General features: G+C 41.5%; 11 protein-coding genes. 5 read left to right on the top strand and 6 right to left on the bottom strand.

What is annotated here, in order from left to right; genetic code table 11:
- The first annotated feature begins 2 nt into the window (after positions 1-2).
- Both nhaB and dsbB read left to right on the top strand, forming a co-directional pair.
- Positions 3-1,595 carry a Na(+)/H(+) antiporter NhaB gene (nhaB, locus tag A1QC_RS05680; RefSeq protein WP_017025213.1) on the top strand — a complete coding sequence of 531 codons (1,593 nt, stop codon included), beginning with the start codon at positions 3-5 and terminating at the stop codon, positions 1,593-1,595.
- Between the two features lie 136 nt (positions 1,596-1,731).
- Positions 1,732-2,250, top strand: a complete 519-nt coding sequence (gene dsbB / locus A1QC_RS05685; protein ID WP_017025214.1) for a disulfide bond formation protein DsbB — start codon at positions 1,732-1,734, stop codon at positions 2,248-2,250.
- 15 nt (positions 2,251-2,265) lie between these two features.
- On the opposite strand, the gene A1QC_RS05690 is transcribed toward dsbB, so the two are convergent.
- Positions 2,266-2,889, bottom strand: a complete 624-nt coding sequence (locus tag A1QC_RS05690; protein ID WP_017025215.1) for an SEC-C metal-binding domain-containing protein — start codon at positions 2,887-2,889, stop codon at positions 2,266-2,268.
- 156 nt (positions 2,890-3,045) lie between these two features.
- Here A1QC_RS05690 and dusC point away from each other — a divergent pair, with 156 nt between their 5' ends.
- Positions 3,046-3,987 (top strand): tRNA dihydrouridine(16) synthase DusC, encoded by a 942-nt coding sequence (gene dusC, locus A1QC_RS05695; RefSeq protein WP_017025216.1) that lies wholly within the window; start codon positions 3,046-3,048, stop codon positions 3,985-3,987.
- 17 nt (positions 3,988-4,004) lie between these two features.
- Here dusC and A1QC_RS05700 read toward each other — a convergent pair whose 3' ends face one another.
- The 5 genes from A1QC_RS05700 to yfbV form a co-directional block, all read right to left on the bottom strand.
- Positions 4,005-5,480, bottom strand: coding sequence for a sensor domain-containing diguanylate cyclase (locus A1QC_RS05700; protein WP_017025217.1), 1,476 nt, complete (start codon positions 5,478-5,480; stop codon positions 4,005-4,007).
- Between the two features lie 170 nt (positions 5,481-5,650).
- Complete coding sequence (locus A1QC_RS05705; RefSeq protein WP_017025218.1) at positions 5,651-6,445, bottom strand: ABC transporter ATP-binding protein; 795 nt, start codon at positions 6,443-6,445, stop codon at positions 5,651-5,653.
- On the bottom strand, positions 6,442-7,341 hold the full coding sequence (locus A1QC_RS05710) for an ABC transporter permease (RefSeq protein WP_017025219.1): 900 nt from the start codon (positions 7,339-7,341) through the stop codon (positions 6,442-6,444). The genes A1QC_RS05705 and A1QC_RS05710 overlap by 4 nt, the downstream gene beginning before the upstream one ends.
- Before the next feature lie 148 nt (positions 7,342-7,489).
- Positions 7,490-8,455 (bottom strand): ABC transporter substrate-binding protein, encoded by a 966-nt coding sequence (locus A1QC_RS05715; RefSeq protein WP_017025220.1) that lies wholly within the window; start codon positions 8,453-8,455, stop codon positions 7,490-7,492.
- A 231-nt stretch (positions 8,456-8,686) separates the two neighbouring features.
- Complete coding sequence (gene yfbV, locus A1QC_RS05720) at positions 8,687-9,136, bottom strand: terminus macrodomain insulation protein YfbV (protein ID WP_017025221.1); 450 nt, start codon at positions 9,134-9,136, stop codon at positions 8,687-8,689.
- A 330-nt stretch (positions 9,137-9,466) separates the two neighbouring features.
- Here yfbV and A1QC_RS05725 point away from each other — a divergent pair, with 330 nt between their 5' ends.
- Together A1QC_RS05725 and pta are read left to right on the top strand one after the other, a co-directional pair.
- The gene (locus A1QC_RS05725) at positions 9,467-10,663 is read left to right on the top strand and encodes an acetate kinase (RefSeq protein ID WP_017025222.1); all 1,197 of its coding nucleotides are present in this window, start codon (positions 9,467-9,469) and stop codon (positions 10,661-10,663) included.
- Positions 10,664-10,752: 89 nt separating this feature from the next.
- On the top strand, positions 10,753-12,900 hold the full coding sequence (gene pta, locus A1QC_RS05730) for a phosphate acetyltransferase (protein WP_017025223.1): 2,148 nt from the start codon (positions 10,753-10,755) through the stop codon (positions 12,898-12,900).
- The last annotated feature ends 11 nt before the right edge of the window (positions 12,901-12,911 follow it).

Consider the following 12,911-nt stretch of genomic DNA (forward strand, 5'->3'; position numbering starts at 1 on the left):
TCATGACCATGTCTTTAGGAAAAGCCTTTGTTAAAAACTTTCTAGGAAAGGCTCCTGATTGGTACAAAGTTACCATTATTGCCTTTCTGATCATTAACCCGATCGTGTTCTTCTTAATCGACCCTTTTACTGCCGGCTGGCTTCTTGTCGTTGAATTTATATTCACACTTGCCATGGCGTTAAAGTGTTACCCACTCCAACCAGGTGGCTTACTCGCAATAGAAGCTGTAGCCATCGGTATGACCAGTGCAGAACAAGTCAAGCATGAACTTGCTGCCAACATTGAAGTGCTTCTACTTCTAATTTTTATGGTCGCGGGTATCTATTTCATGAAGCAATTATTGCTTTTTGTTTTTACCAAAATCTTACTAGGTGTGCGTTCTAAAACCCTTCTTTCTGTTGCTTTTTGTGTGACCGCCGCTTTTTTATCTGCCTTCTTAGATGCATTAACGGTGATTGCCGTGATCATCAGTGTCGCGATTGGGTTTTATGCCATTTATCATAAAGTGGTCTCTAATCCAGGTAGTACATCACACCACGATCACACCACCGATGAACTCATCCCAGAAATTACTCGTTCTGATTTAGAAGACTACCGTGCGTTTTTACGCTCATTACTTATGCATGCAGGTGTTGGTACCGCACTTGGTGGAGTAATGACATTGGTTGGTGAGCCACAAAACTTGATTATCGCTGATCAAGCAGGTTGGGGTTTTGGCGAGTTTATTCTCAGAATGGCTCCCGTTACCTTCCCTGTGTTCATTTTTGGACTGCTAACCTGTGTTGCCGTTGAAAAAATAAAAGTCTTTGGTTACGGAGCAAAATTACCTGAAAATGTTCGTAAGATCCTAATTGAAGTAGATTATGAAGAACAACAAAAGCGTACTAAGCAAGATGTAGCAAAACTCTATGTGCAAGGCTTTATCGCAATTTGGTTGATCATTGGCTTAGCTGGTCACTTAGCGGCTGTAGGCTTAATTGGTTTATCTGTCATTATCTTAGCCACCTCTTTTACTGGGATAACAGAAGAGCATTCATTAGGTAAAGCATTTGAAGAAGCATTACCATTTACCGCTCTGCTTGCTGTCTTTTTTGCTGTCGTTGCCGTGATCATCGATCAACACTTGTTTAAGCCTATTATTGAAGCCGTTCTTCAATTAGAAGGTGATAAGCAAATTACCATGTTCTATATCGCCAATGGCTTGTTATCTATGGTGTCTGATAATGTATTTGTCGGTACGGTTTACATTAATGAAGTTAAAGCAGCATTACTTGATGGTACGATTACTCGCGAACAGTTTGATTTACTAGCGGTTGCGATTAACACTGGTACCAACTTACCATCGGTTGCGACGCCAAACGGACAAGCTGCTTTCTTGTTCTTATTAACCTCAGCGCTTGCTCCACTGATCCGTTTATCTTATGGGCGAATGGTTATCATGGCACTTCCATATACAGTTGTGTTAGCAATTGTGGGCTACTTAGGCATTATGTTCTTGTTAGAGCCAATGACCGCTTACTTCCTTCAATCTGGCTGGCTAACTTCCTCTACAGTAGAAATTGCCACTCAGGGATCAGCTGTAATTGGTCACTAATTGAGCCAATAACAACAAAATGATGTTGAATTGGGATTATCGGTTTACAACACTATAATCCCCTTTCATAATTTTGAACTATTCTAGTGTTTAAAGCTCTGAGGAATCAGGGCTTTCTTTTTATAAGGACATTAACGTGGCTTGGTTATCATCCATTCATTCATTCTCTCAAAAGCGTGTATCTTGGCTTTTGTTATTACTGGTTGTCGCATTTTTTGAATTCAGTGCACTTTACTTCCAACATGTTTTAATGCTCGCACCATGCGTAATGTGTGTTTATGAACGTGTAGCAATGATGGGGATGGGAGTTGCAGCAACCATAGGATTAATTCAACCGTCTAATAAGATGATACGTTGGCTAGGACTTGCAGGATGGGGCTACACAGCATTTAGAGGCCTACAACTTGCTTTAGAGCACGTCGGTTATCAATTTAACCCGTCACCTTTCGCAACTTGTGACATATTCCCGCAATTTCCAAGCTGGGCGCCATTAAATCAATGGGTTCCGTGGATGTTTGAACCAACGGGAGATTGCTCAAAAATCGTATGGCAATTCTTGAGCTTATCGATGCCACAATGGCTTGTGATCATTTTCAGTGCAAACTTAATCGCACTGACCATCATCGTTATTTCACAGTTCTTTAAAACAAAATAATGCTAGTTGTGGTCGTTATGAACGGCCACAGCATTGTTTAAATTTCTTGCCGCTATTACAAATGCACGGGTCATTACGACCGATATTTTTATACGGATTCACTCTTACCGATTGATCGCCTTGTAGCGCATCATTCGCGGCTTTGCTCACTTCATTAATCATTAAATTCAACTGTGGCAACATATCGACGAGCGTGGGGGGTTGTTCAATACCTGCCTCTTTCATTTGCTGGTGCGTTGATTGTTCATCAATCGTCAACATCAATGTCGTCAGTAAACCTTGTAACATACGCACCGTGCCATCAGAAAGCTGATCAACTTCATTCCAACCGGGTTCAATCACAGACCAAACGGTCATAAACCCTTCTGCAAAATCAACAATCTTATTGTTTACTAGGCCATCAAAACCCAATAGCTGTAAAGCATCATATTCACATGTCATCAATTGAGCGTATTGCACTTCAAAATGCTGAACGAGTAACGGTTGGGCTATCGATTTATCTAGCTCTAATAGCGGTTCAATCCATATCGTAGGATCAAGTGCCTTTGGCGTCATATTCGCTGCTAGGATCGCCCCTTCAATAAATTCAGGCGTATAATCTGTGTGTTCTAAAATATAGCTATTTATTAGTTGAGTCATAACAATTACCTAAAAAATGATAGGCATAGTGTAACCAGTAAATATACTCGATCAAATGAAACTCGTGTGTAACTGTATTCACAGTGACTTTTTTATTATAAGCCATTACAATCTCGCCTCTTTGACCATCCCATATCTATTTACTTGGAGATAAACATGCGTGTCGTTCTTGGCCCTATGGAAGGTGTTCTCGATTATTTAATGCGAGATCTACTTACCGACATCAATGATTACGACTTATGTGTGACTGAATTTGTGCGTGTCGTTGATCGTCTGTTACCCGAGCACGTATTTACCCGTTTATGCCCAGAATTAGAACATGGTAGTCAAACTCGTTCCGGTACTCCCGTTCGTTTGCAGCTACTCGGTCAAGAACCTGATTGGATGGCAGAAAATGCCGTTAGAGCAGTCGAACTAGGCTCACAAGGCATTGACCTCAACTTTGGTTGCCCCGCAAAAATGGTCAATAAAAGTAAAGGTGGAGCCGCTTTGCTCCAGCATCCTGAACAATTATATAAAATTGTTAAGGCATGCCGTGAAGCGGTACCTGCTGATGTCATTGTTTCAGCCAAGATCCGTTTAGGGTGGGAAGACCCTCAAGATTGCTTAGAAATAGCAGATGCGATTGAGCAAGCAGGAGCGACAGAACTCACTGTTCATGCTAGAACCAAAATGGGTGGTTATAAAGCAAGTGAGATCAAGTGGGAGTATATTGAAAAAATTAAGCAACGCTGCCAAATCCCTATTATTGCTAATGGTGAAATCTGGAACTATCAAGATGGACAAGATTGTTTACACCAAACCAAAGCCGATGCCGTTATGGTTTGCCGTGGTGCCTTCAATCTTCCTAATTTAGGTAATGTAGTGAAACATAATCATCCAGCGATGCCTTGGCATCAAGTGGTTGAATTAATGCTGAAATATTCAGAGTTTGAGATTAAAGGCGACAAAGGGCTGTACTACCCAAATAGAATTAAGCAATGGTTGGCTTATCTTCGCCATGAGTATGAAGCAGCAGACGACTTATTTCGCAATATTCGACGCTTCAATAAAGCCGAACCCATCGCAGAATACATACGTTCGCTACCCCGCTTATAAAACCTTCCGTTCCGGTATTAATAAATCAATTTATTTTTGCCTGTTCTCTTCGCTTGATAGAGCTTCTCATCCGCTTGTTTGATTAGCCTATCTAACCCAACCCCTCTTTTTTCATCTTGAATAGCTATACCACCTGAAACAGTAAATCCACCAACAATAAAATCGGATGACGTTGCAGCAATAACCTGGTGAACCCTTTCTATAGCGCCAATCATGGATTCTTTGCTATCGGACTGTAAATAAACAACAAACTCTTCCCCACCAAAACGAGCAACGATATCATCCAGTCTTATATTTTCAGTTAAAACTTTACTCACAAAAATGATGACATCATCACCGATATTATGGCCGTGCGTGTCGTTGATTTTTTTAAAATCATCAATATCAAACGTTGCGATAGCTTCAAAAGGTTGAACCGTTTTCAGTTGATAACCTTGATAAAAACCTCTGCGATTCAGCAACCCAGTCATGGGATCATGCAATGCTAAAGAGTGGAAATGGCGTTTTTCATCTCTCACTCGCCAATAAATCAAGAAGATAACGGTCAGGAAATATAAGCCAACAAGCCCAAACAAAGACGTCTGTTTCTGGACAAAAAACGTATGTACTTCTTTTTTCAAATCAAGATTAAAGTACATAATTTGATTGGTTTCAACCCCATCAATGAGTAGAGTTCTTGGCATCCATGCGTTTTGTGGTAAAGGGTTTTCTCCTAGCACTTGAAACGTAATTCTTTGATCTAAACCGGGATCAACCGATACCAGTTTTGAAACCGAAATATCAAGTAAGACTAGACCTTCAAACTGATCGTTATCGAATAAGCCAGCAGAAATGCTTAGCACTGGCTTGCCAGTAGCAACATCGACAACAGGCCCAGTTAGACGTAAGACACTGTGACCGCTTTTACCTTCAATCCAATACTTACGACTTTTCATGATGGGAATAGAGTCTTTATGAACATTGGTGGCTAAATTCGCAGGCGAAGAGATTATATACCCAAGTGGTGAGACGTAATATAAACCCACGATATAATCTTCAATACCATTTAAGAATGAAAACGTTGGGGCAAGCAATAACTTACTTGAAATATCTTTATAAATTTCACTATTTGGATCACACGCTTCTGGTAACCCTTTAACAGCATAATCAATTTGCAGTACTTTACGTGCATCTGCACGATATGCCGATTGAATCGATTCTGCAGATTGTTTCCATAAGCATAAACCATCCTCTCCAATCACCTTGTGGTGAGCAGTTTTACTTGGTAGTAATTCAGACTTATGGGTAAAGTAGGTAGCAAAACTATAGTTCAAAGAACCCAATAACTTAACTGAATGTGCAATATCTTCTGTCATTCTGTCATATTCTGACTGAACGTTATCTCCGAGACTTTGCGTGAAATTATAAGCGAGTAAAGACACCATGCTAAGCATTAGAGCAAGTGGCGCAAGGATAATACACTTGAATGATAGGCGAGAAGTATAAGGGATCATGAGAACCTTTTAATTAAAATCACACTTCAAATTGTATCAGTGATTAAATAACATGGACAAAATATTATTTATAAAACTAAGCCCTCAAATAACACAGTTACTGAGGGCTTAATTTCTGATTTGAAATGCGTCCAGTATCACCGCCACTTCAATCAATGTTGAATGGTGATTTAACCTAACAATAAACTGTCATCGGCAAGTTCCTCACCTCTGACTTTAGTGAACATATCGAGTAAGTCAGGTACTTGCATACCTTTACGCTTTTCTCCATCGACATCCAAAACGATTTCACCTTGATGCAACATAATAGTTCGATCACCACAATCTAAAGCATCTTTCATTGAATGCGTCACCATCATAGCTGTTAAATCAAATTCTTTAACCACTTTCTTTGTCAAATCAATCACAAAAGCAGCCATTCGGGGATCCAGAGCTGCAGTGTGTTCATCCAATAACAAAAGCTTACTTTCAGAAAGTGTTGCCATAATTAAGCTCACCGCTTGGCGTTGGCCGCCAGACAATAGCCCAATATTGTCACCTAATCGATCTTCTAACCCCAATCCAAGAATGCTAATACGTTCTTGAAATATTTTACGGCGCTTGTTCGATAGTGACATTGTCCAACTACGACGTTTGCCTCTCATGTAAGCAATCGCCATATTTTCTTCGATAGTTAAATCACCACAAGTGCCCGCAAGCGGATCTTGAAATACCCGTGCACACATTCGAGCACGTTGATCAACAGTACGTTTTGTCACATCAACATTATCAATAATTACATGGCCGCCAATCATCGGCGTTTCACCCGTTACCGCACCGAGCAACGTCGATTTACCTGCACCATTTGAACCGATAACAGTCAAAAATTGATGTTGAGGGACATTAAGAGAGACTTTTCTCAACGCTTTATTTTCTAAAATCGTACCGGGATTAAAGGTCACTTCGATATTTTTTAATTCAATCATAAGGCCTCCTTCGCAGCACGCTTCGCTTTCATATTACTCTTTATTTTTGGAGCAACGAGTGCAACCGCAACTAGCAGAGCTGTAACCAAATTCAAATCAGATGCTTGCATACCAAACATTCCGGTATTTAAGGCAAATTGAATCGCAATTCGGTATAAAACTGAGCCGACAATTACCGCCACAACGGCAACCCAAATCTTACGACTCGGTATTAATGTTTGACCTAAAATCACAGCAGCTAAACCCACTACGATGGTACCAGCGCCTGCAGTTACATCTGCAAATCCATTTGCTTGCGCCAAAACTGCACCTGCAAAGCCAACTAAGCCATTCGATAATGCCAAACCAAAGTAAGTATAAAAACCCGTACTCGCCCCTTGAGCGGCAACCATACGAGCGTTTACCCCGGTAGCCCTTAGTGCTAGACCAAAGTCACTATTTAATAAACGAACAATCAAAAGTGCGCACACCACAACTAAAATCACGACAGCTAACGGGCGGACGAATAAATCACCGCTAAATGCATCCAATGGCGTGAAAATCGTTTCTTCACCAAGGAGGGATAAGTTTGGTCGGCCCATAATTCGTATATTGATAGAGAAAGCCGCTAACATCGTTAAAATAGAAGCCAGTAGATGTAAGATCCCGCAACGTACTGCTAAAAACGCAGTCACAAGGCCACTTAACCCACCAACAAAAAAGGCCATTGCTGTGGCAACCCAAGGATTAACACCGGTCACTAAAGCGGCGGCGGCAACCGCAGCGCCCATAGGAAAGCTACCATCAACAGTTAAATCGGGGAAATCCAAAACCCTAAAGGTAAGATAAACACCTAAAGCAACTAGGCCATAAATTAAGCCTAATTCTAATGCGCCATAAAAGGCAAAAGCAGACATACTAACTCCTTTGCTGCTTACCATCCCAAGTGCCTTAATAAACTAGCGTTGGAATGAAAATCCATTTCTTAAATTGCTATGGACTTAAAAATAATTATGTAAAAAAGCGTTATTGAGCCACTCAAGCCCGATAACGCTCATTATTTTACTATTTCGATACTTCAGCGCGATCCAAAATAGATTTTGGTATTGTAATACCTAGATCTTCTGCAGCTTGCTTATTAATAATAAGATCAGACGCTTTCGCTATTGTCACAGGTAAGTCCGTCGGTTTTTTACCCTCTAAAATAGCCGCAACGTAATCTGCAGTTTGAATACCAACTTGGTAGTAATCCGCACCTAGACCAATCACCGCGCCACTTTCAATATAAGTAGTGGATGCGGCAAACACTGGCTTTTTAGCTTGGTTAGCTGCAGCAACCATGCCATCAATAGCGCTCGCTACTGTGTTATCAATCATCGCGTAAATGACATCAGACTTCGCCACAATTGCTTGAGTTGCAGAGCGAATATCGGCACTTTTCAGGGCAGTACTTTCATTTACTTGGATATTACGCTTCGCCGCTTCAGCCTTAAGAAGTGTCATTAGTGCAACTGAGTTTGCTTCGCCTGGGTTATAAACCACACCGATACTTTTCAGGTCTGGATTAAACTCTTGCATCAATTCTACATGCTGACCAACCGGTGAAAGATCAGATAAACCTGTCACATTGCCTGTAGGATTATCTAACGATTTAACCAGTTTAGCTTCAACTGGATCCGTCACCGCGGTAAAAACGATTGGAATATTTTTGGTAGTGGCCGCGAGCGCTTGTGCAGAAGGGGTTGCGATCCCCACTAAAACGTCTGCACCTTCACCAACAAACTGTCGAGCAATCTGAGAAGCAATCGCTGGATTACCTTGTGCTGTCTTATATACTAAATCGAGGTTTTTACCTTGTTCATACCCTTTTGCTTTCAATCCGTCGATTAAACCATTACGAGTGGCATCTAACGCTGGGTGTTCCACGATTTGTGATACATCCACTTTGTATGTTTTTGCCGATACACCTGCTGTAGACATTAATGCCGCCCCTGCAAAAATAGCAGTTGCGAAAAGTTGTTTTGCTTTCATCTTGGCTCCTTGATTCAGCAATAGAATGTTGTATTTAATTTATTATTATTAAACTGTATAAATTAATTTACAGTCTCGTAGCATTATTTTCATTGTAACTCTTTACATTGAATCTATATTCTTACCAGTTAATTCTGATAAAGGGAAGCTGCAGTTTACAAAATAGCAACAAAGCCCTAATAACTGATTATTAGGGCTCTGTATTATAGAAAAATTGAAGACGTTAAGAGGTTAAAACCAGCGTTCTAAAGCGGAATCATCTAATTGACGAAATGCGCGCTTAAGCATGATGGCTAACTCTTTATAACGTGGATTGGATTTTATCGGCTCTTGTGCAGCGCCTGATTCCGCCACTTTTTGATAAAGCTCACGGTACCAATTCGCTAAACTTGGGGGTAAAACGGTATTAGAGCGAGTGCCCAACCACCAAATACCTTGCAATGGCAAGCTGATGGCAAAGAGCGCCACAATGATAGCTTGGGGCATCGCTCCATAATTTTGTAAGGTCATCTGCATTAATATACTAATAGCAGCGATTGCTGGCATAACTTTAATACCAAACTTAGTCGCCTTAATAATGCGTGGTTCAGGAAATATTGGCGTAAGCTCTTTACGAACCGGCCAAAGATCCATGTAATGTTGACCATCTTTTAAACGGTGAATAAAACCTTTATGACTCATACGCCCTCCTCACCTATAAAAAATCCCAGTAAAAATTCAAATAAAATTGTAATTAAATTGATTAAAGTTAATATTAGCTAAAATTTTTTTTGTTATATTGGGATATAATCGTTATCCTTTGCACGCTTTCATGATCTCCGTCACCAAAATTTCAGGTAAAACCGAGAGGCATGTCGCACAAGTTAAGATTTCTGAACGAATCCAATGAATGTCAGATTCAACTGGTTTCGTCTACTTTAAAGAATAATACGTTGATCCATGATTGTCGTCTATTCTTGAAATTGTTTTATTTCATTACAGTCATTTTTGTACGAATACAGGTATTCACTCATGTCAAAGCTAGTCCTAGTTTTAAACTGCGGTAGTTCTTCACTAAAATTTGCAATCGTTGATGCGGAGTCTGGCGATGAGCTTCTTACAGGCCTTTCAGAATGTTTAGGCCTTCCAGAAGCACGTATTAAATGGAAACTAGATGGAAAGCATGAAGCTCAACTCGGCAACGGTGCAGCCCACGCTGAAGCGTTAAAATTTATCGTAGAAACCATTCTTGCTTCTAAGCCTGAGCTTGGACAAGGTCTTGGTGCTATCGGTCACCGTGTTGTCCACGGCGGCGAGCACTTCACGTCTTCAGTATTGATCGATGACGCAGTAATGAAAGGCATCACTGACTGCATTACGCTAGCACCCCTTCATAACCCAGCAGCAATCGCAGGTATTGAAGCAGCTAAACTAGCATTCCCTGGTTTGAAAAACGTGGCGGTATTTGATACTGCATTCCACCAGACTATGCCTGAAGAAGCATACCTGTACGCAATCCCATACAACCTATACACAGAAAACGGCATTCGTCGCTACGGCATGCACGGTACTTCTCACCTATTTATTACTCGTGAAGTTGCAAGTATCATGGATAAGCCAGTAAATGAAGTAAACATCATTAACTGTCACTTAGGTAATGGTGCTTCTGTTTGTGCAATTAAAAACGGCGAATCGGTTGATACATCAATGGGTCTAACGCCACTAGAAGGCCTTGTCATGGGGACTCGTTGTGGTGATATCGATCCGGCTGTGATCTTCCACCTGCATGACGCGCTTGGTTATTCTGTTGATCAAATTAATACCATGATGACCAAAGAATCAGGTCTCCTTGGTTTAACTCAAGTCACTTCTGATTGTCGTTTCGTTGAAGATAACTACCAAGACAAGCCTGAAGCAAAACGTGCAATGGATGTATTCTGCCACCGTTTAGCAAAATACATTGCTAGCTATACTTCAACACTTGAAGGTCGTCTAGACGCTATCGTATTTACTGGTGGCATTGGTGAGAACTCAGGTCCAATCCGTGAGCTTGTATTAAACCGTCTTGCTATTTTCGGTATCGAAGTAGACAACGATAAAAACCTTGCTGCGCGTTTTGGTGGTGAAGGTATGATCACAACTGAAAACAGCCGTGTACCTGCAATGGTTATCTCAACCAACGAAGAGTTGGTTATCGCAGAAGATACTGCTCGCCTTACTGGCCTATAATAATTTACAGGCTAACTTCGGTTAGCCTGTTTTCTTTCTACCTAATGAAAACTCATTAGTTTCTTTAAATAGTTAGAGGAATACTTTCCATGTCTCGTACTATTATGCTTGTTCCTATTAGCGCTGGTGTTGGTCTTACTAGCGTTAGTTTGGGTGTCTTACGCGCGATGGAGCGTAAGGGTGTAAATGTTTCATTTTTTAAACCGATTGCTCAACCACGTAGCGGGGCTGATCTGCCGGATCTAACATCGACAATTATCTCTGCAAACAGTGATATGAAAGTGGCTGAATCCACATCAATGTCGGATGCAGAATCGTTGATCAGTAATGAAAAAATGGATGTTCTGCTTGAGCAAATCGTTGAACGTTATAACGACGTTAGCAATTGTTCTGAAGTCGTCTTAATTGAAGGTCTTGTACCAACACGTAAGCATCCATTTGCGAACCAAGTAAACTCAGAGATTGCCAAAACACTGGGCGCTGAAATTGTCTTTGTTGCCACACCAGGTACCAACAACGCCGTTCAGTTAAAAGAACGTATTGACGTTGCTTGTTCAAACTTTGGCGGTACCAAGAATAAAAGTATTTCTGGCGTTATCATCAACAAGCTCAATGCTCCTGTTGATGAAGCTGGCCGTACTCGCCCTGACTTATCTGAAATTTTTGATGAAAGTGATGGCGCATCACAAGCAAATATTGAAGTTATGCAAATTTTCAACTCTAGCCCAATTCGCGTGCTAGGTTGTGTGCCTTGGAAAATTGAATTGATCGCAACTCGCGCAATCGATATGGCTAAGCACTTAAATGCTGACATTATCAATGCTGGTGAAATCAATACTCGCCGTATTAAGAGCATCACTTTCTGTGCACGTTCATTACCAAACATGATCGAACACTTTAAACCAGGTTCATTATTGGTGACTTCAGCTGATCGTCCAGACGTAATCGTAGCAGCAGCGTTAGCTTCTATGAATGGTGTTGAAATTGGTGCGATTTTATTGACTGGCGGTTACGATATCCCACCAACTATTGCCGATTTATGCAAACCAGCATTTGACGCTGGCCTGCCAATCTTCAAAGCACAAAGTAACACTTGGCAGACTTCACTGAACTTACAAAGTTTCAATCTTGAAGTACCACAAGACGATAAAGAACGTATTGAATTCATCAACGATCACGTTGCAAGCCACATCGATGGCCCATGGATTGATTCTTTATCTGAAGGTACTGAAGGCATTCGTCGTCTAAGCCCACCAGCATTCCGCTACCAACTAACTGAGTTTGCTCGTCGTGCAGGTAAACGTATTGTTCTTCCTGAAGGTGATGAGCCACGTACCGTTAAAGCAGCAGCCATTTGTGCTGAACGCGGTATCGCAACCTGTGTACTTCTTGGTAACCCTGAAGAGATTCGCCGTGTAGCCGCTCAACAAGGTGTTGAGTTATGCGCTGGCGTTGAAATCATCGACCCAGAAAAAGTACGTGAAAACTACGTTGAGCGTTTAGTTGAGCTACGTGGCGCGAAAGGCATGACTGAAGTAGTCGCTCGTGAAAAACTAGAAGACTCCGTATTCTTAGGCACAATGATGCTTGAGCGTGGTGAAGTTGATGGTCTAGTATCTGGTGCGGTTCACACTACGGCTAACACGATCGTACCACCGTTCCAAATCATCAAAACGGCACCGGATGCTTCTATCGTATCATCAATCTTCTTCATGCTTCTGCCTGATCAAGTATTGGTATACGGCGACTGTGCGATCAACCCAGATCCAAACGCTGAGCAATTAGCTGAAATCGCGATTCAATCTGCAGATTCTGCTAAAGCCTTTGGTATTGATCCTCGTGTTGCGATGATTTCATACTCGACTGGTACTTCAGGTAAAGGTGCTGATGTAGATAAAGTACGTGAAGCAACTCGTATTGCTCAAGAGAAACGTCCAGATCTTGTGATTGACGGTCCTCTACAATACGATGCAGCGATCATGGAAAATGTCGCTGCTTCTAAAGCGCCAAACTCGCCTGTAGCGGGTAAAGCAACCGTATTTGTGTTCCCAGACCTAAACACTGGTAATACAACGTACAAAGCGGTACAGCGTTCTGCAGACCTAGTGTCTATTGGCCCGATGCTACAAGGCATGCGTAAGCCAGTAAACGACCTGTCTCGCGGCGCATTGGTTGACGACATCGTCTACACCGTTGCACTAACCGCTATTCAAGCAGCACAAAACGCAGACGCTTAATTAGAGTTTAC

The sequence above is a fragment of the Vibrio rumoiensis 1S-45 genome (assembly GCF_000286955.2).
GTDB classification, from domain to species: domain Bacteria; phylum Pseudomonadota; class Gammaproteobacteria; order Enterobacterales; family Vibrionaceae; genus Vibrio; species Vibrio rumoiensis_A.

Coding starts and splice junctions, on each gene's coding strand:
- nhaB (WP_017025213.1), top strand. CDS start 3: ATGACCATGTCTTTAGGAAAAGCCTTTGTTAAAAACTTTCTAGGAAAG.
- A1QC_RS05690 (WP_017025215.1), bottom strand. CDS start 2,889: ATGACTCAACTAATAAATAGCTATATTTTAGAACACACAGATTATACG.
- dusC (WP_017025216.1), top strand. CDS start 3,046: ATGCGTGTCGTTCTTGGCCCTATGGAAGGTGTTCTCGATTATTTAATG.
- A1QC_RS05700 (WP_017025217.1), bottom strand. CDS start 5,480: ATGATCCCTTATACTTCTCGCCTATCATTCAAGTGTATTATCCTTGCG.
- A1QC_RS05705 (WP_017025218.1), bottom strand. CDS start 6,445: ATGATTGAATTAAAAAATATCGAAGTGACCTTTAATCCCGGTACGATT.
- A1QC_RS05710 (WP_017025219.1), bottom strand. CDS start 7,341: ATGTCTGCTTTTGCCTTTTATGGCGCATTAGAATTAGGCTTAATTTAT.
- A1QC_RS05715 (WP_017025220.1), bottom strand. CDS start 8,455: ATGAAAGCAAAACAACTTTTCGCAACTGCTATTTTTGCAGGGGCGGCA.
- yfbV (WP_017025221.1), bottom strand. CDS start 9,136: ATGAGTCATAAAGGTTTTATTCACCGTTTAAAAGATGGTCAACATTAC.
- A1QC_RS05725 (WP_017025222.1), top strand. CDS start 9,467: ATGTCAAAGCTAGTCCTAGTTTTAAACTGCGGTAGTTCTTCACTAAAA.
- pta (WP_017025223.1), top strand. CDS start 10,753: ATGTCTCGTACTATTATGCTTGTTCCTATTAGCGCTGGTGTTGGTCTT.